Raw genomic sequence first — 17,304 nt, forward strand, 5'->3', positions numbered from 1 at the left:
AAGGAGGGATGAAGGTTGTCAGCAACCGCATTTCAACGCAATCGCCGGGCGACTGCACTACGGGAACAATGTGCAGAGCTTGGCATTGAAGGCAGTGATAGCCTTGGTGAAGCTGAACTGAAAGCACTACTGGAGAAGCACTCTGTAGCGCCCAAGGAAGCAGGTGACGTTTCCAGTGACAACAAATCAAGCGGTCGTACTAAGCGCGGTAAAGATTCGCCTACGAATCAATCACAATGATCTCGACCCGCTGATCCTGTCCTACATTGATGAGATCGGCGTAAGGATCAGTCACTACTGCAACATGGATGTGATACCCGATACGCTTACGTTCACCTGGACATCCATGGTCATCGATGCGCTACGGGCTGAACAGTCTGCTATTGACGAGATCGCCCAATCCAATGCCGGTAGTGCCGATATTAAGATCGGCGACACGTCGATTAAACCGGTTGCCGCGTCAGGCCAGAATAAATCGGCTATTGATGCCGTTGTGCTGAATTACCGCGTGGATCTGAACCGGTACCGGAAGTTGAGGTGGTAGCATGTACCGCCAATATCGCAGGAGCTTGGAGCGTCTCTATGAAGATACGATGACCGTCAAGCGATCGGTCGAGACGGAGAAACCATCCGGCGAAACGGTTCCTGCCCTGCAGATCATTTATCAAGATCAACCCTGCCGACTGTCGCAAAAAGCATTGGCGACCAACCGGCAAACCGAAGCGCAAAACGATATCCTCTATGAAACCAAGGCCTTTGTGGCGCCTGAACTGCAGATCCGGCAAGGTGACGTTATCGAGGTAACCCGATGTGGCGTTACGCAGGCCTATGTCGCCGGTGAACCGTTTCGGTACCCAACCCACCAGGAGATCAGTTTGCAACGAAAGGGCTATGCGTGATGAGCCGTTGGGGCGACTTCGATTTTAACGATCTCAAGAAGCTTGCTGACAACTTCCAAAAAGCGCTGGATGAGCGGGTGGTAGATCGCTTTATCCAGGAATTCTTGCTTGAGATGGCCTATCGAGCGGAGCGGAAGATCAAGAAACGTACTCCCGTAGGTGTTTATAAAAACGGCAAGGTTGGCGGTACCCTTCGTCGCAATTGGAGAGTCGGACAGGTCCAGCGCCAGGGCAATGAGTATGTGGTGGAGATTTTCAACAATACCGAGTATGCCCCCTTTGTGGAGTACGGGCACCGGACGGGCAAGGAGTTAACCAAATGGGTGGAAGGCCGGTTCATGATGACCATTTCCATGCAGGAGATGGAACAGGAACTGCCACGATACTTGGAGCGTCGCCAGATGGAACTGCTGAACCAAATCATGAACGGGCGGCCGCCGAGAAGGGGTGAATAGCCCATGACAATCAACCAGGTCCGTGACGGCGTAATTGCTTCCATTCGGGCCATATTTCCGGACAAAAAGATCTATGGTGAAGCAATGAAGCAAGGGGTTACGGTCCCTTGCTTTTTTGTGAAGATTTTATTGGCGGAACAAACCAATGAAGTCGGGAGACGGCTGAAACGGACCGTTCTCTTTGATGTTCACTATTTTGCTGATACCAACGAAGAAGCACATGAGGTTGCAGAGCAACTCTATCAGATGGGGTTTGTAACAGTCCAAGGCAGCTTATTACGCGGGAAGAAGATGCGTCACGAGATCGTTGATGGGGTACTGCACTTCTTTGTGGAGTATGAATTCCATCTCCTTCGCGAAGTGGCCAGTGGGCCCACAATGCAAACGCTTGAACAGGAGGCGAATCTGATTGGCTAAAGAAAATCCGAAATTCACCAAGGAACAACTACTTTCAGCAAAAGCCTTTGCCGGCCAGCGTGACATTCTGAACGCGCTGCTCGAAGAAGGCAAACTTTACACCGCCGACGAAGTCGCTCAAATGGTGACTGACTTTTTGAGCAGGGAGGTCGAATAGATGGCTGGTGGAACGTGGACCACACAGAACAAGGTGAGACCCGGTGTCTATATTAATTTCCAAAGTGCCGGTGGGCCAGTTGGTACCGTCGGGGAGCGCGGAACTGTCACAGTGCCACTGCCGCTCTCTTGGGGCGAATCGAAGAAGGTGATCGAAATCAATGCGGGTGATGACGTCAAAACCATTTTGGGTTATGACATTACCGCCGCGCAACTTCTTCTTGTTAAAGAAGCCTTGAAACGAGCCAAGACGCTCTTACTGTACCGCCTTAATACCGGGACCAAGGCGACAAAAACAGTCGGTACGCTCACGGCAACCGCGAAATACAGCGGGGCTCGGGGCAATGATCTCAGCCTGGTCATCCAAACCAACGTTGATGATGCAGCGAAATTCGATGTAAAAACGGTGCTTGCAGGACAAGTTGTCGACACACAAGTAGTGGCAAGCATCGCGGAATTGGTTGCTAATGATTGGGTCGTGTTTAGCGGAACCGGTACCTTAACCGCAACGGCCGGGGCTGCTCTCACCGGTGGCGCCGATGGAACGGTTACCAACCAGGATTACACCGATTACCTGTCCGCCATTGAGCTTTACGAATTCCAGACGATGGCGTTGCCTTCTACGGATGCCACACTGAAATCCGTCGTTGTGTCGTTTGTCCGGCGTCTTCGGGAGATGGAGGGGCGTAAGATCCAAGTGGTTCTGGAGAATTACCGGAATCCTGACTTTGAAGGCGTCATCAGCGTCAAAAACGGGGTCATTCTTGCCGATGGCACTACGCTGGATGCAAGGCAAGCGGTTGTATGGGTGGCAGCGGCTACGGCCAGCGCGGAGATTAACCAGTCGTTGACGTATGCCGCTTACGACGATGCTGTTGACGCCAACCCTCGCTACACGAATTCGCAAATTGAGACCGCCTTGCTGAACGGGGAATTCCTCTTTGTGCAGAACAAAGGCCGCGCCATCGTGGAGCAGGACACGAACACCTTCCGATCCTATACGCCGACAAAGACAAAGGTATTTTCCAAGAACCGTCCGATTCGGGTGCTTGATGGCATCAACAACGATTTCAAGCGCATTTTCGAGACGTACTACATCGGCAAGGTCAACAACAACGACGATGGCCGCAACCTGTTCCGTAAGGAATGTATTAACCACCTGGAGACGCTGCAAGGCATCGGGGCCATCCAGAACTTTGACGCCGAGACGGATCTAGCGGTTGTTCAAGGTGCTGATTCTGATAGTGTAGCCGTGGAGCTGTACGTTCAGCCGGTTGATTCCATCGAGAAAATCTACTTCAGCATTAAGGTGAAGTAACCGGGAGGTGAAGACGTAGATGGGTTTTTTGCAAGCGAGGGATACCATCAGCGGCCAAGAAGGCCGGGCTTACGCAACCATCAACGGCCAAGTGGAAGAAATGTTTTACATCAAGAAGCTTGAGGCCAAGGCGGAAAAAGAAAAGTCGGAGATCAAAACCTTGGGCCGTCGGGGAACGCAACATAAGGCGAAAGGCTGGAAGGGCACGGGGAGTATGACGATTTATTACGTCACATCTCTCTTCCGTAAGATGATGATGGAATACATCAAAAAGGGTATCGATGCTTATTTCGATGTGCAAGTGGTCAATGAGGACCCGACTTCCAGCATCGGCAGGCAGACGGTGGTGCTTAAAGGCGTCAACTTGAACAGTGTCATCATGGCATTGCTGGATACGGATACCGACGCACTGGAAGAAGATGTGGACTTCACGTTTGAAGACGTGGACATCATGGACAGCTTCGGCAAGCCGATTTTAGGATAGGAGGATGTAGCCTGTGGGTGATTTAAGCGCATTCTTCGCGCAAAACGTGACCACGGATATCACCGAAGATTTTGTGGTATCCCAGCGGTTCAAAGATAAAGACGGCAAGCCGGTACCGTGGACGTTGCGCACGATGACCGAAGCGGAGAACGAAGAGATCCGCAAGGCGGCAACAAGAACCGTAAAAGGCAAAGGCGGCATCAAAACGCCGGAAACGAATGTGGACGAATACCTGGCGAAGCTGACAGTAGCCAGTGTCGTGTTCCCCAACCTCAAAGACGCAGAACTACAGAAATCTTACGGCGTCATTGGTGCCGAAGCACTCTTGCGTAAGATGCTTTTGCCCGGTGAATACGCTGCCTTGGTCGAGAAGGTTCAAGAAATGAACGGCTACGACAAGGACATGAACGACCTGGTGGAAGAGGTAAAAAACTAATCAATGAGGGCGATAGTGAGGCGAATTACGCCTACTATGCCCTCCATGAACTCCATATCCTTCCCCACGTCCTGGTGGCCATGCCGCGACGGAAGAAGGCGGCTATCTATGCCATGATCGATGTACGAATCACCGAAGAGAAGCGATTGCGCAAGAATAAATAAGCAGAAAGGAGGTGCGACATGGCAACGGTACAGTCCAGCCTACGCCTGTTTGATGCTTTCACCGGTCCCTTGAAAAACATCACGCAAGCGCTAAACATGACGATATCATCCATGCAACAGATGCAGCGGACAACAAACCAAAATGCAAACGTAGCAAGAACACTCGATGTAGCGAAACAGCGGCTGGCAGCGGCTGAATCACAAATCAAGCTAGCCATTGATCAATCGACGGCATCGCAGGATAGATTCAACCGTACTGTTCGTAAGGCGAAATCCGAAGTTGGGGGGCTGTTGTCGGAGATCAAAGGCGTGGCTGCCGCTTACCTTGGTCTACAGGGCATTCAGATGTTGGCCACTGCGACGATCGGCGGGGCGATGCAAGAGCAGCAGATGCGCGATATGCTGGTTGCCCGTACCGGTGACCAGACAGTTGGGTCAGCGATGTTTGATAAGTTCAAAGCGGATGCGCTGAAAACCGGAATGGACGTTAAGGAAGCACTTACAGGCACACTTTCCTTCTTCTCAATGACTCAGGACACAAGGCAACTGGAGAAGCTGAACAACTTAGCGCAGCGACTGGCAGCATTCGATACAACCGGCCAAGGGCTCAGCGGCGCCACATTCTCGATCAAGGAAGCGATGAGCGGCGATCTAATCTCCCTTGCTGAGAGATTCAACATGAGCAAGGCACAGATTCGAGCGGTTAATCTGACGGAGCTAGGAAAGAAAGGTGACATTGAAGGATTTATCAAGGCGTTTGATCAACTCTTAGAGATTCAGAAGATGGGTCAGAACGCCTTTGACACGATGCTGGCAAGCCCGATCAAGCAAGCGGAGATTCTAAGAAACAACGTGAAATCCATGTTCGCCGACGCCGGCGGAGCGGCCGTGCAGCGGCTCTTGCCGCTTATCTTGATGCTAAATCAAGCGTTCCAGCAAGGAACCTTTCAGCCGTTTTTCAATGCACTTAGTATTGGCTTGGCGTGGGCGGTAAGCGGCATGATCCTGCTGATCCAGGCAGGGCAAATGGCCTGGTCGCTGTTTACCATGTTGTCGCCTGTGATTCTAAGTGTCGCATCGGCCTTGGCGGTTTATTATGGTGTTCAAAAAGCGGTTGTGCTTTGGACAAAGATTCATCAGATCTACACAAACGCGTTGACAACTGCACAAAGGATACTTAACGCGGTCATGACGGCCAATCCGTATACACGGGTGATTATGCTTGTTGTTGGCCTGATTGTTGCGCTTGCCACACTTGGACAAACGAGCCAATGGCTTAAAGAGGCCTTTGCGAGTGCCTTTGGCTTTCTTGTTGATCTTGCACAAGGATCTGTTAACGTGATCATCTCGTTCATCAACGGGCTGATACGGAGCATCAACACAGTGGCTGGCTTTTTCGGTAACTTGCTCGGTGTGGGCGTGCAGCCCATCCAAGAGATCCAGTATCGCGCTGATCTTTCGGGGCTCAAGGCGGGTGGACAGGATTTCATTCGTAATTTCAGCTTGTCTCCTGGCGCAATTGGCGGAGCTAACCCTTTGAATACGGACATCTTGGATCAATGGAATAAGAACGCTACTATCGCCAAGGTGGGCGAAGTGGGTGAAGTCGGCAAGATTGGCGACACCGTGGACATCTCCAACGAAGACCTGAAGGTCATGCGGGAACTGGCAGAGATGAAGAGCATTCAAAATTTCGTCACCTTAACCCCGACCGTGCAAGTGACCACCGGGGACATCAACAACGGCTATGATGTGGATACGATTGTCAAAAAAATAGCAGATACCTTAGAAGAGCAAATCGCGTCCAGCGCAGAAGGGGTGTACAGCTAGTGAAAGACGTCGGTATTTATCTTAGCTGGAACAACCAACAGGAAGGGTTTCGCATCCCTGTTAACCCGGACGCCATTGAGATCAAAGAAAGCGGCGAAGGGAAGACGTATGATGTGGCCGGGCTGGGCGAGATCAATGTGATTAAATCGCCAAAGCTAACCGAGATTTCCTTTGGCAGCATATTCCCTGCGATGCGGTATCCTTTCGTGGTGGCTAACGCCCTTGCCGCACCCATACAGTATGTGCAATTCATTCAGCGGTGGCTGAACACAAAGCGACCGATTCGGTTTGTGTTTGTCAGCGGAAGCTACGACATCAATCTCCCAATGAGCATTGAAAAGTTCTCATGGAAAGAAGTGGCCGGCAGTCCTGGTGATATTGAATACGATCTTTCGTTGAAGAAGTATGTTTTCTACGCGGCGAAGCGGGTAGCGGTTCAACCCGCTGCAACACCGGAAGCGCGGGCGCTGGTTGTTGCAGAAACACAGCGGCCGGTCGAGCGACAGGAACAAAAAAGTTATGCCATTGCTTCTGGTGATACCCTCTGGCTGCTTGCACAACGATTCCTTGGTGACGGTTCACGCTGGCCGGAGATTCAGTCGCTGAACAACATGACCGACGCCGATGTGCTCCATCTTCCGATTGGACGAGAGATCCGCTTGCCAGGGGGAACCGCGAATGCTTGAGGTTCTGATCGATAACCGCAACGGCAATGTCTGGGATATTACCGACATCGTTGACGAGGTAGCCTGGAAGACCAGCCGGATTGGCCGACCGGGCAGCTTGGAGATCACATTTATTCAGGGTGGACTGTACCAGGATGCCGCGTTCACGGTGAACAGCGGCGATATCATTCGATTCCGGAAAGATGGCGTGAATGTCTTTTACGGGTACGTCTTTATCGTCAAAGGTGGGCGCGATGAGCAGGTGAAAATCACGGCCTATGATCAGCTGCGCTATCTCCTGGCTTCGGATACATACGTGTTCAAGGGTGTTGGTGCGGTAGATGTAATCCGTAGAATATGCGGTGATTTTAACCTGCGCGTGGGGACCTTGGATGATACCGGCTATATCATTCCCGCTCTTGTCGAAGACGGCAAGAAGCTACTCGACATTATCTGTAAGGTGTTGGATTTGACGCTGATCGCAACCGGGAAAAATTACGTCTTCTTTGACAATTTTGGGGAGCTTACACTCCGAAATGCGGCTGATATGCTACTGGATTTTGTGGTTGGTGACGGCAGTTTGCTTTGCGATTATGAATTTACCCGTTCCATCGATGACAGCTATAACCGGATCAAGTTGGTAAGCGACAATAAGGACACCAAGAAGCGAGAGGTTTATATTGCCGAAGACGGCGCCAACATGGCGAAGTGGGGCCGGTTGCAACTCTATCAAAAAATCAATGAAAACATGAATGCCGGCCAGATCAATGAGTTGCTGAATTCCTTGATGGCCGTCCATAACCGCGAGAAAAAGACGCTTCAGGTGGACGCTATGGGTGATCCAAGGGTGCGTGCCGGTTGTTTTGTTCCGATTTTTATCGAGCAGCTTGGCGTTGGACTGCCGTTTCTTGTTGATGAGTGCAGCCATCGCTTCAGCGGAACGGACCATACGATGAAGCTAGAGTTGAAGGTGATCTGATGCTTGATGCGATTAAACGGGCCGGATTGGCCGCGGTAGAAGCGGGCAACCCTGTGGCCATCCTTTTTGGTACGGTAACCGGTGTGAATCCTCTGGAAGTGAACGTAGAACAACGGTTCACTTTGACAGAGGATTTTTTAGTTGTTCCGGAACGGATGATTCATTACGAAGTGGATTTGACTCATAAGCACGATTACATCGACACGCCAGCCGGGGAGAAGAAAACTCAGACGGCCTTATCCCCACTGGTCATCCGCAAGCGTTTGGAGGTTGGCGAAAACGTGCTGCTGATGCGCGTCCAGGGCGGACAACGGTACGTAATCTTGGATCGGGTGGTGGCGACATGATTCCATTGGGCGGGGTGGTAAGTACCCAAAACGTGAAAGTTGAATCCTATCCATCCAAGACGTATCGGCTGGACGTCTCCACCGGTCAAGTAGTCGGTACCGTTGACAACATTGAAGCGGTTAAGCAAGCCGTCTTCAAGATATTGAGCACGGAACGTTATCGGCATCCCATCTATAGCTTCAATTACGGCTTTGAGATGGACGGACTTATCGGGATGGACCCCTTATTGCTTCGGTCCGAACTTCAGCGACGCATCCAGGAGGCGCTGCTGCAAGATGACCGGATTACCCGCATTGACGATATGCAGATCGAGATCAGCGGCGATAATGCGGTAGCGACATTCACCGTAATCACAAAATATGGCGATTTCCAGGCGACGAAGGGGGTGATGGGTAGTGTATGAGTCGCAAACCTACGCCGCAATCTTGCAGCGTATGCTGGACCGTGTGCCGGCTGACCTGGACAAACGGGAGGGCAGTGTCATCTATGACGCACTGGCCCCAGCGGCGGCAGAACTGGCACAAGCCTATGTCAATCTAGATCTGTTCTTAAAACTTGGATTCGCCGCTACCGCGAGTGGTGAATGGCTCGATAAACGGGCCGCCGAACAGGGTGTGACACGAAAACAAGCAACCCCTGCGAGACGGGAGGGCATTTTTAATGTTCCCGTAACGACAGGGGCGCGGTTTTTTATCGATGGGCTCTATTTTGTTGTCATGGAAGGTGGTACTGCTGCAACGCTTGAGTGTGAGACGGACGGAACCAGAGGAAACCGGCCCAACGGAACACTGCTGCCCGTGGATTACATCGATGGGCTCTCGTCAGCCACATTAGGCGCCGTACTTGTGCCCGGTACCGACACAGAGAGCGATGAGTCACTGCGAGAGCGATTATTGAAAAAAGTGCGCAGTCCGGCAACCAGTGGCAATATGGCGCATTACCTTCAATGGGCAAAGGAAGTGGCCGGAGTAGGGGGTGCGAAGGTATTTCCGATGTGGAACGGCCCCGGTACTATCAAAGTCGTTATCGTAAATAGTGAAAAAAAACCAGCTTCAGCTCAGCTTGCGGCGGATGTAGCTGCTTATATCGAGAGCGTTCGACCTATCGGGGCCAATGTAACTGTGGTTACCGCGAACGCCGTGCCGATTCATGTAACAGCAACGATCACCCTTTCATCCGGATATGTTCTGGGCGATGTGCAGTCTGCCGTTACTCGTCTTGTCAACGAGTATATAGCGAACATCGTATTCAAGAGCGCCTATATAAGCTACGCCAAGATTGGTTCTTTGCTGCTAGATACGCCAGGCATAGCCGACTATCGCGACTTACGGGTGAATGGCACCGCAGTGAATGTAGAAATGGCCCCGGATGATGTGCCTGTGAGCGGCAAAGTAGAGCTTATCGTGTAGGTGGTGATATAAAAAATGCAGTTGAAACCCAGGCTGAACAAAACCAACAACCCCGTTGTCATCAGTGATGAAATCATTTTGTTATCGGGTGGCTCCGGCGCACAGCATTTGGATCATGACAACGTGAAGCACAGCACGCTGGAAATTTGGTCGGGACCCAATAAAACAGGAAGCCGTGTCATGGCCTATATTTTGACGAATCCGGAGGCGACACCGTGGAGGACCCATGTTCAGGTGTACGCCAGTGCTCAATTGGTGTACGTCACTTATGAAACCTATGGTGATCAAGTCGAGGCCGAAGACATCAATGCATTGCAGGATGCAATACGTTCGCTTTCTGTAAGCAGCGGTACTTTTGTGTTTACTCAGATTGCACCATCGGCTACTTGGGTGATTACGCACGATTTACAAAAACGGCCGTCAGTAACTGTGGTGGACAGTGCGGGTACCGCAGTTATCGGGGATATCCTGTATCGATCGGATAGTGAAATCGAGGCGCGATTCCAGTCTCCTTTTGCGGGATGCGCCTATTTAAATTAAGGAGTGGTTTCATTGAAATTCTTAACCAACATTGATCTTAATAAAAATGAACTCCAAAATGCGCGGATCCAGAACTTATCCAGTGCACCGACTAGCCCTGTTGAGGGCCAGGTATACCACAATACCTTGGATCACAAGACGTACATGTGGAATGGGACCGCCTGGATTGACCTTACCGCATCGACCAAAGTCGACAAGATTAACGCAGCGATGACTACGTCGGCCAAAGTCACATCATCAGTGACGAAAGCGGCAGGATCGGCTTCGACAGACGTTTTTCGAGTAGAAAGCGCAGACTCCCAAGAACTGTTCTCAGTCAAACAAAACGGGGATACCGTTGTTGGCGGAAAGCTGACGATTAACGGTAGTGGCATCACCACCGGGACGGCAACCGATCTGACTCTTTCAGGGAACCTGACCGTACAGGGAAGCACAACGCTAGGCGACAACGCATCGCAAGACACAACCACGATAAATGGCGTGACCAAGGTAGTATCCAAAGCCACCAAATCGGCCGGTTCATCGACTGCGGATGCATTTCGCGTGGAAAGTTCCGACGCCCAGCCGTTATTGCAAGTGCGAGAGAACGGCGACACAGTGATTGGTGGAGTCCTAACGGTCAATGGCGCAGGCACATCCACGTTTGCCGGTAATGTGTCGATCGGCGGAAAACTCACCGTGGCTGATACCGCAACGGCTACTGCAGCGCTCAACGGTACCGACCTTACACTGGCCGGTAACTTAGTAGTCCAAGGAGATACGACACTTGGAAACGAAGCAGCCGATAACACCAGTGTCCAGGGAACGCTTGATGTTTCTCGTGCAAACATCAAGTATGATGGCACTGCCAATCGTATTACGGCGACGGAGCTGGGATACATAGACGGGCTAACCAGCAACGCACAAACCCAACTGAATGCAAAGCTAAATACCTCGGACGCGGACAACGCCAATACGGCCAACAAGGTAGTTAAAAGGGATGCCAGCGGCAATTTTGCGGCCGGGACGATTACGGCAACCAAAGTAACCGGACTATCGGCTCCGTCGGCGGACAGCGATGCAGCCACCAAAGCGTATGTTGACACCTTGAAGATGGGTTTTGACTACAAAGATTCGGTGCGCGTAGCCACAACCACCAATATTAACCTGACTACGGGCGGTATGTTGAGTATCGATGGGATTACCGTAGCGGCAGGAGATCGTGTACTGGTCAAAAACCAAACTACAGCATCGCAAAACGGGATTTACACGGCCGCTGCCGGAGCATGGACGCGTTCAACCGATGCAAACGGAAGTAGTAAAGTTACATCCGGTATGTACGTGTTTGTATCCGAAGGTGCGACGAACGGAAAAACCGGCTGGGTGTTGACAACTGCTGATCCGATCACGCTGAACACGACGGCACTTTCGTTCAGTCAGTTTTCCGGAGCAGGAACGTATACGGCTGGAAACGGGATTACGCTTACCGGTAATCTGTTTAGCGTCGTATCTCATGCCGGAACAGCGGGAGCGGTTGGCACCGTTGTATCGGGGGCAGACGGTAAGCTCGGGGTATCCTTAGGAACAACATCAACGACAGCCGCTGCCGGGGATCATAATCATGATGGCCGGTATTATACCGAAACGGAAATGGGCTCTACCACCGCCGGGTCTTCAGGGGCCAAAAAGGTCGGCACTCCTGCGCTATCTGGCGTGACTGGTACAGATGTAGAAGCCCAATTATCCAGCCTCAAGACGCTGATTGATGACAAGGAACCGACCATCACGTCCCTGCCGATAACGAAAGGCGGTACTGGCGCAACCACGGCTGCAGCGGCCAGGACAAACCTTGGGGCAACCACCAAATATTCGGCAAACGTCGGTGATGGTACGGCCACAACGTTCACGGTTACCCATAACCTTGGTACGATGGATGTGGTGGTCACAGTAAGAGAAGCAGCCAGCCCTTACAACGTGGTTTTTAGTGATATTCAGATCGTTGACAATAACAGCATTAAATTGTTATTCGCCGCTGCCCCCAGCGCATCCCAATACCGTGTAAACGTAATCGGATAAGGTGATGGCAATATGAAATACCTGGGTAGTTTACAGGTCCCGAGCTTGGGTTCGCCCCCAAGCTCGCCCGTCGCCGGGCAAATCTATTTTAACTCGGCGGATAAAGTGTTTTACGGTTGGGGCGGAACTGCTTGGGTGCCGCTCAGGCCGGACGGAGGGAACGCGGCCACCCTTGGGGGAAAATCCGCCTCGGATCTGATGCCGAAAGGTCCGCTAACCTGGAACCAGCTCAAGGGGGTGTAGGCGTTGGAATACGGCAGTCGAGGATATGGAGAGTCGATTTACGGTCAGGTGGATGGGCCTACGCCGGAAGAGTTAACCCCTAATTTAATGAGCTATCTCCCGTTTTACTATGACGAGCGCACGATGCAATCGGCGCAATCTGCTTTGGCCACAGAAATGGGTCGATTGAAATGGGATATTCGGAATATTATGGATCAGTTTTTCGTTGATACAGCTACCTGGGGATTGGATGACTGGGACCAATTCCTCGGCAGAGATCCCGACCGATTGAAAAACTACCTTAACCGGCGCGAAGAAACCAAAGCTCGCCTGCGTGGATTTGGCACTACCACGGTCGAGATGATTCAGCGGGTAGCGGCGGCCTTTTCTGGCGGTGAAGTGACCGTTTTGGAGTATCCGGCTGAATTCCGTTTCGTGGTGAAGTTCGTTGGCACGCGGGGGGTCCCTCCGAATATGGCCGAACTCACGAATCTGATTGAAATGATCAAACCTGCCCACTTGGTCTTTTCTTATGCGTATACGTTCTTGGTATGGCAAGAAGCAGCGGCGTACACGTGGACAAACGCCTCGCGGATGAGCTGGAATGAGTATCGAAACATCGAGATAAGAGGGTGATGTAGTGAAGACTACGGCAAATTACGGGTTGAGAAAACCAGACGGAACAGATACGGTGGATATCGCCGATCTGAACTACAATGCCGACCAGATCGATTCAGCGTTAACGCCAACGGCTGATCAAACCCAGGTACCTACATCCAACGGGCCAGGAACATTAATCAAATGGGTATCCTGGTTTGCGAATCGCATCAAGGCGATTACGGGCGAATCGTCTTGGTTAAATGCTCCCGTGGCAACGTTAAAGCAGTTGTACGACTCGATTGGCTCGCATTCGACGGATAGTGTGCAGCCGCACAAATATGCAGATGCAGGTAGTGATCCCAGCTATGCAAATAGAAAATATTGCTTACGAATAATAAATGGTGAGTTTTACTTAGAGGTGGTGGAGTAGGATGGTTGGAGAGTTAATACCTATCGGCGGCAAACTGTCCGATGCGTTGGTGGCCGGTTGGGTTGGGGCTGGATTCATTGATCCTTTTTCGGTGGCCGACAACAATGGCATTGCAGGGAAGTTTTTGCGGGCGATAATTGGACCGAATTTTGAAGCTCACAAGGATATTGCATCCATGAACGCGGTAATAGCGTCAGCAACGGCCATGAACGCAGTAGCGGCGTCAGCAACGGCCATGAACGCAGTAATAGCGTCAGCAACGGCCATGAACGCAGTAGCAGCGTCAGCAACGGCCATGAACGCGGTAATAGCGTCAGCAACGGCCATGAACGCAGTAGCGGCGTCAGCAACGGCCATGAACGCGGTAGCGGCGTCAGCAACGGCCATGAACGCGGTAGCGGCGTCAGCAACGGCCATGAACGCAGTAGCGGCGTCAGCAACGGCGTGGGATATTGTGTCTGCAAGCAGTATGGCTGTAGGTAAGTTTGTGGCAGGAAGAGCCGGGTTAGCAGCGTCATCGTATGCAGATATGAACGCGGTAGCGGCGTCAGCAACGGCCATGAACGCAGTAGCAGCGTCAGCAACGGCCATGAACGCAGTAGCAGCGTCAGCAACGGCCATGAACGCAGTAATAGCGTCAGCAACGGCGTACACAGCAATCTATTCTTCAATTCAAAACTACAGAAATGTACTAGTTAATACACTTAATTCTTCGAATAAATTCAGTAGAACATCTATTAATTTGGGCAACGGGGCAGGAACATGGGATCACGGTATAAACACTAGCAGCATCTATATTCCTGTTTTGTGTAATGATGATAATGACACGGATTATACTGCGTACCACGGATTCGATACGTCCAAGTCGTTTATAACTGTACCTCGCCACAGCGGTAGCATAACGGTTGCCGCGGGTGTCGGCTTGCGCGGTGTGCGCCTAACCGGAGTAGGTAACACTATTGGATTCATAACGTTTGATGTTTATACCGCTGTTTAAAATGAGGGATATTTATGTATCTGGTTGACAAAGATGGTGTTAAAAATTTAAACACAAATGAACTAATTGAAATGGGAACGCAAGAATGGGACGTATATAAAGAATGGTGTGAAGAAGGGAATCAACCTGAATTCGGAAAACCTTACACAGTACCAGAATTAATTGTTGCAAAATAAAAAAGGAGATCTGCGGAAAATTAGAATGCCACAAGAACCTTCCGTTGTATAACAGGACATATCGCGATACTACCAAAAGCCGCTCCCGTGTTAGGGGGCGGCTTTGATATTCCCAAGCGCTTGGGATTTTGAGAGGGAGGGTGGGCTGGTGAGCGATCCGGAAATCCGAGATATAATGGTCGATCTGGCTGAATTAAAGTCAGACACAAAAAACCTGATCCAATACGTGCGTGAAAGTTTTAGCCGTGGCAGCAAACGTATGGACGCCTTGGAGGCGAGGATTAAAGAGCACGAAGACGAGCACAAAAAAGAAGCAGATGAGCGCAAGAAAACAGCGTGGCAACTTAAAGCCGCGCTGCTTGGCTGGATGCTCAGCCCAGCGCTGACCATCGCAGTACAAAAGATTTTAGGGGTGATCTAAGTGCGAATCGTCGAGACCAACCTGCAACCGAATAGCCAATTAAAAACCCGCCGCGTCACTAATGGTATCGTCATTCATCATAGCGACACGACCTTCGATGTGGGGGCCGCGACCATTGATGGTTGGCATAAAGGGCAAACGTGGGCCATGATCGGCTATCATTTTGTGATCCGCATGGACGGTGCCATCGAGCGTGGCCGGCCGGAATGGGCCATTGGCAGCCACGCCGGGCCAGACGCCAATAGCCAGACAATCGGTGTGTGCCTGGCTGGAAACTTTGAAGTAAACGAGCCAACCCAAGCGCAATATCAAGCGTTGGGTTGGCTCGTGGCGTATCTCCGCGGCATCTACGGGGACATCCCGCTGACCCGGCACAGCGATTGGATGCAAACGGCGTGCCCGGGCCGCTACTTCGACTTCAACCAGATTGGGAAAGGGGGTGATGACGTGGAGCAAATCAATGTTGCCATTAATGGACAAACCGTTCAGGGATTCCGCCGGGACGGCGTGGCCTACGCGCCAGTGCGATCGCTGGCTGAACCGCTTGGCGGTGTGGTGGGATGGGACGAAGCAAGTAAAACCGCCGTGGTGCAAGGCCCCAAAGCAGTACGTATCGTCTCCAATGCTACCGAACTCGCACCCGGAATGATTGTTAGCAAAGACGGAGAAGATCGCACCTTTGCCCTCGTGCGCGACATAGCCAAAGCGCTAGGCGGAAACGTGCGGTGGGATGCCGCGACGCAAACAGTTTTTGTAGATAGGGGGTAAGTCAAGATGTTTGACATACCACGTGACGATCTGCCCACGTACGCAGCCGTTGGATTCACCGGCTTTTCCTTTATCGTGTTGGCGATCGCCTATTTTACGCAAATGCCCAGCGAAGGCCAGATCGTCACGGTGTTTACAGGGACGGCTACCGGAGGCGTCGGTTTTCTATTGGGAAAAGCACAACCAACGAAAGGACAAGGTGAGAAACCATGACCGCAACCATGATTTTCGTTATCGTCATCATTGCGCTGGTGGCGATGTTCATTGTTAAAAAGACCTACGATGCCAACAAAAAACCGGTCGTTGACAGCATCAAGGCCAACACCACACTGGAACAACGCCAAACGGTATTTAACCTTGGCACCGCTGCCGTGTTGCTGGCACAGAACACCTTCGGCACGCTGACCGGCGAAGAACGTAAGCAAAAAGCCATCGCCTTCCTTGCTGCAGGCGCATCGAAAACTAACATACCTCTTGCGGCTGAAGACATCGAAACGATCATCGACACCACGTATCGCGAAGCAAAGAAATTAGGTTTTTTGGTCACGCTCGATGATTTCAAGGCAACCATCAACGAATTACTTACCGAAAACAAGGAGGAAAAATAATATGGCTAATGTATATCGTGATTCTTTTGGTGTTCTCCATGTAACGGACTGCAAACCCGGCGACGCAGCCGCAACCATCGTGGTCGAAACGGATTTCCCGCACGCCGGCGGATACCCGCAGGTTAAAAACGCTGCCGGTGAATTGGTGGCCGTAGTGGATTACGGTAACGGCGAAGTGTACGTCGGTAATCGTAAGGCCGGCCGGCAAGCGACAGCGGCAGAAGTGGCGCAGCTGGCCCTGCTGTACAAGGCCCTTGGCGAATAGCGAATAACCGGACATAGCAAAGCCCCTGATCTCTCGAGAGATCAGGGGCTTTTTTGCGTTTATGGGATTCATACCCCCAGCCCTCAAAGGGAGCCGGGGTGCAGACGCGCCTTGTTGCAAGCCATAGAGATCCAAGGCACACACTCCGCTGCCGCCCCTACTCGGTGCGCTAGCGTGTACTCAAGTCCTCTATGGCTGCCCCTTTTCGCTGGTTGGCTTAGCGACCCCATTGGGCATGTCCGGTCGTACTGGGAGTGGTCTGCTGCGTCCTGCACCTGTAGGGGATAAGTGCCGCGCCGTAGGGGATGCGCGTAGCAGCTCGCCGTGGTGAGTGTAACCGGGTGGATGCCTTCCGGTGGATTTGCGGTCGTGAGTGTCTGAGTGACTTGCCGGATTCGGCCAGCTACGGCTTACCGGTCGCTACATCAGCCGGGGAGGTTGTCCCCTTGTCTATATACTACCACTTGCTTTTCGACTTGTCAACTAATAGGCAAGTAAAAATATTGAGTAGTCAACTAAGTAATATATGTGTATAATGTGGATAAAGGGAGGGATAGTTGATGATTAGAGTCCGTCCAGGAACCCAATGGAACCAAGTATGGTATCCGTTGAAACCGTGTTTTTTCCAAATTAATCAAGAAAATAGCCGCAAACCGTACCGT

At 51.6% G+C, this 17,304-nt stretch carries 25 protein-coding genes; all 25 read left to right on the forward strand.

From position 1 onward, the window contains the following. Positions 1-175: 175 nt before the first annotated feature. The 25 genes from EDD73_RS06170 (at position 176) to EDD73_RS06280 (ending at position 16,642) form a co-directional block, all read left to right on the forward strand. Entirely contained in the window at positions 176-544 is a 369-nt protein-coding gene (locus EDD73_RS06170; RefSeq protein ID WP_131918907.1) for a phage head-tail connector protein, read from the forward strand. A 1-nt stretch (position 545) separates the two neighbouring features. Continuing rightward, a complete protein-coding gene (locus EDD73_RS06175) occupies positions 546-899 on the forward strand; it encodes a DUF6093 family protein (RefSeq protein WP_131918908.1) in 354 nt (117 codons plus the stop codon). Further along, a complete protein-coding gene (locus tag EDD73_RS06180; protein ID WP_131918909.1) occupies positions 899-1,354 on the forward strand; it encodes an HK97 gp10 family phage protein in 456 nt (151 codons plus the stop codon). Before EDD73_RS06175 ends, EDD73_RS06180 begins: the two co-directional genes overlap by 1 nt. A 3-nt stretch (positions 1,355-1,357) precedes the next feature. After that, positions 1,358-1,771, forward strand: coding sequence for a phage tail terminator family protein (locus EDD73_RS06185; protein ID WP_131918910.1), 414 nt, complete (start codon positions 1,358-1,360; stop codon positions 1,769-1,771). Further along, complete coding sequence (locus EDD73_RS14830) at positions 1,764-1,928, forward strand: hypothetical protein (RefSeq protein WP_165876350.1); 165 nt, start codon at positions 1,764-1,766, stop codon at positions 1,926-1,928. The genes EDD73_RS06185 and EDD73_RS14830 overlap by 8 nt, the downstream gene beginning before the upstream one ends. After that, a complete protein-coding gene (locus EDD73_RS06190; protein ID WP_131918911.1) occupies positions 1,929-3,245 on the forward strand; it encodes a phage tail sheath family protein in 1,317 nt (438 codons plus the stop codon). It abuts the gene before it with no gap. Between the two features lie 19 nt (positions 3,246-3,264). Then, positions 3,265-3,729 (forward strand): phage tail tube protein, encoded by a 465-nt coding sequence (locus EDD73_RS06195; RefSeq protein ID WP_131918912.1) that lies wholly within the window; start codon positions 3,265-3,267, stop codon positions 3,727-3,729. A gap of 13 nt (positions 3,730-3,742) precedes the next feature. Beyond that, positions 3,743-4,165, forward strand: a complete 423-nt coding sequence (locus tag EDD73_RS06200) for a phage tail assembly chaperone (RefSeq protein WP_131918913.1) — start codon at positions 3,743-3,745, stop codon at positions 4,163-4,165. Positions 4,166-4,347: 182 nt separating this feature from the next. After that, positions 4,348-6,159, forward strand: coding sequence for a hypothetical protein (locus tag EDD73_RS06205; RefSeq protein WP_131918914.1), 1,812 nt, complete (start codon positions 4,348-4,350; stop codon positions 6,157-6,159). Next, a complete protein-coding gene (locus tag EDD73_RS06210) occupies positions 6,159-6,845 on the forward strand; it encodes a LysM peptidoglycan-binding domain-containing protein (RefSeq protein WP_131918915.1) in 687 nt (228 codons plus the stop codon). Before EDD73_RS06205 ends, EDD73_RS06210 begins: the two co-directional genes overlap by 1 nt. Next, positions 6,838-7,803 (forward strand): XkdQ/YqbQ family protein, encoded by a 966-nt coding sequence (locus EDD73_RS06215; RefSeq protein ID WP_131918916.1) that lies wholly within the window; start codon positions 6,838-6,840, stop codon positions 7,801-7,803. The genes EDD73_RS06210 and EDD73_RS06215 overlap by 8 nt, the downstream gene beginning before the upstream one ends. Then, positions 7,803-8,150 (forward strand): DUF2577 domain-containing protein, encoded by a 348-nt coding sequence (locus EDD73_RS06220; protein ID WP_131918917.1) that lies wholly within the window; start codon positions 7,803-7,805, stop codon positions 8,148-8,150. The genes EDD73_RS06215 and EDD73_RS06220 overlap by 1 nt, the downstream gene beginning before the upstream one ends. Further along, positions 8,147-8,554 (forward strand): DUF2634 domain-containing protein, encoded by a 408-nt coding sequence (locus EDD73_RS06225; RefSeq protein WP_131918918.1) that lies wholly within the window; start codon positions 8,147-8,149, stop codon positions 8,552-8,554. Before EDD73_RS06220 ends, EDD73_RS06225 begins: the two co-directional genes overlap by 4 nt. After that, entirely contained in the window at positions 8,547-9,560 is a 1,014-nt protein-coding gene (locus EDD73_RS06230) for a baseplate J/gp47 family protein (protein WP_131918919.1), read from the forward strand. The genes EDD73_RS06225 and EDD73_RS06230 overlap by 8 nt, the downstream gene beginning before the upstream one ends. Positions 9,561-9,575: 15 nt before the next feature. Then, the gene (locus EDD73_RS06235; RefSeq protein WP_131918920.1) at positions 9,576-10,100 is read left to right on the forward strand and encodes a hypothetical protein; all 525 of its coding nucleotides are present in this window, start codon (positions 9,576-9,578) and stop codon (positions 10,098-10,100) included. A 12-nt stretch (positions 10,101-10,112) separates the two neighbouring features. Further along, on the forward strand, positions 10,113-12,155 hold the full coding sequence (locus tag EDD73_RS06240; protein WP_131918921.1) for a phage tail protein: 2,043 nt from the start codon (positions 10,113-10,115) through the stop codon (positions 12,153-12,155). Positions 12,156-12,401: 246 nt separating this feature from the next. Next, the gene (locus tag EDD73_RS06245; protein ID WP_131918922.1) at positions 12,402-13,013 is read left to right on the forward strand and encodes a putative phage tail protein; all 612 of its coding nucleotides are present in this window, start codon (positions 12,402-12,404) and stop codon (positions 13,011-13,013) included. A gap of 4 nt (positions 13,014-13,017) precedes the next feature. Beyond that, complete coding sequence (locus EDD73_RS06250) at positions 13,018-13,407, forward strand: hypothetical protein (protein WP_131918923.1); 390 nt, start codon at positions 13,018-13,020, stop codon at positions 13,405-13,407. Between the two features lies 1 nt (position 13,408). Beyond that, positions 13,409-14,404, forward strand: a complete 996-nt coding sequence (locus EDD73_RS06255; protein WP_131918924.1) for a hypothetical protein — start codon at positions 13,409-13,411, stop codon at positions 14,402-14,404. A 14-nt stretch (positions 14,405-14,418) separates the two neighbouring features. Then, complete coding sequence (locus EDD73_RS14835; protein ID WP_165876351.1) at positions 14,419-14,580, forward strand: hypothetical protein; 162 nt, start codon at positions 14,419-14,421, stop codon at positions 14,578-14,580. A gap of 148 nt (positions 14,581-14,728) precedes the next feature. Continuing rightward, positions 14,729-15,001, forward strand: coding sequence for a hypothetical protein (locus EDD73_RS06260; protein WP_131918925.1), 273 nt, complete (start codon positions 14,729-14,731; stop codon positions 14,999-15,001). Further along, a complete protein-coding gene (locus tag EDD73_RS06265; RefSeq protein WP_131918926.1) occupies positions 15,002-15,769 on the forward strand; it encodes an N-acetylmuramoyl-L-alanine amidase in 768 nt (255 codons plus the stop codon). A 6-nt stretch (positions 15,770-15,775) separates the two neighbouring features. Then, complete coding sequence (locus tag EDD73_RS06270; RefSeq protein WP_131918927.1) at positions 15,776-15,982, forward strand: hypothetical protein; 207 nt, start codon at positions 15,776-15,778, stop codon at positions 15,980-15,982. Further along, positions 15,979-16,377: a phage holin, LLH family gene (locus EDD73_RS06275; RefSeq protein WP_131918928.1), complete on the forward strand. Its 399-nt coding sequence runs from the start codon at positions 15,979-15,981 to the stop codon at positions 16,375-16,377. The genes EDD73_RS06270 and EDD73_RS06275 overlap by 4 nt, the downstream gene beginning before the upstream one ends. 1 nt (position 16,378) lies before the next feature. Then, entirely contained in the window at positions 16,379-16,642 is a 264-nt protein-coding gene (locus tag EDD73_RS06280) for a hypothetical protein (RefSeq protein ID WP_131918929.1), read from the forward strand. Positions 16,643-17,304: the final 662 nt, after the last annotated feature.

The organism is Heliophilum fasciatum (assembly GCF_004341395.1).
Classification (GTDB): Bacteria; Bacillota; Desulfitobacteriia; order Heliobacteriales; family Heliobacteriaceae; genus Heliophilum; species Heliophilum fasciatum.

What these genes read in the sequence shown, in the direction of transcription:
- EDD73_RS06175 (WP_131918908.1), top strand. Translation starts at nt 546, where the DNA reads ATGTACCGCCAATATCGCAGGAGCTTGGAGCGTCTCTATGAAGATACG.
- EDD73_RS06180 (WP_131918909.1), top strand. Translation starts at nt 899, where the DNA reads ATGAGCCGTTGGGGCGACTTCGATTTTAACGATCTCAAGAAGCTTGCT.
- EDD73_RS06185 (WP_131918910.1), top strand. Translation starts at nt 1,358, where the DNA reads ATGACAATCAACCAGGTCCGTGACGGCGTAATTGCTTCCATTCGGGCC.
- EDD73_RS06190 (WP_131918911.1), top strand. Translation starts at nt 1,929, where the DNA reads ATGGCTGGTGGAACGTGGACCACACAGAACAAGGTGAGACCCGGTGTC.
- EDD73_RS06195 (WP_131918912.1), top strand. Translation starts at nt 3,265, where the DNA reads ATGGGTTTTTTGCAAGCGAGGGATACCATCAGCGGCCAAGAAGGCCGG.
- EDD73_RS06205 (WP_131918914.1), top strand. Translation starts at nt 4,348, where the DNA reads ATGGCAACGGTACAGTCCAGCCTACGCCTGTTTGATGCTTTCACCGGT.
- EDD73_RS06215 (WP_131918916.1), top strand. Translation starts at nt 6,838, where the DNA reads ATGCTTGAGGTTCTGATCGATAACCGCAACGGCAATGTCTGGGATATT.
- EDD73_RS06220 (WP_131918917.1), top strand. Translation starts at nt 7,803, where the DNA reads ATGCTTGATGCGATTAAACGGGCCGGATTGGCCGCGGTAGAAGCGGGC.
- EDD73_RS06225 (WP_131918918.1), top strand. Translation starts at nt 8,147, where the DNA reads ATGATTCCATTGGGCGGGGTGGTAAGTACCCAAAACGTGAAAGTTGAA.
- EDD73_RS06235 (WP_131918920.1), top strand. Translation starts at nt 9,576, where the DNA reads ATGCAGTTGAAACCCAGGCTGAACAAAACCAACAACCCCGTTGTCATC.
- EDD73_RS06255 (WP_131918924.1), top strand. Translation starts at nt 13,409, where the DNA reads ATGGTTGGAGAGTTAATACCTATCGGCGGCAAACTGTCCGATGCGTTG.
- EDD73_RS14835 (WP_165876351.1), top strand. Translation starts at nt 14,419, where the DNA reads ATGTATCTGGTTGACAAAGATGGTGTTAAAAATTTAAACACAAATGAA.
- EDD73_RS06270 (WP_131918927.1), top strand. Translation starts at nt 15,776, where the DNA reads ATGTTTGACATACCACGTGACGATCTGCCCACGTACGCAGCCGTTGGA.
- EDD73_RS06275 (WP_131918928.1), top strand. Translation starts at nt 15,979, where the DNA reads ATGACCGCAACCATGATTTTCGTTATCGTCATCATTGCGCTGGTGGCG.
- EDD73_RS06280 (WP_131918929.1), top strand. Translation starts at nt 16,379, where the DNA reads ATGGCTAATGTATATCGTGATTCTTTTGGTGTTCTCCATGTAACGGAC.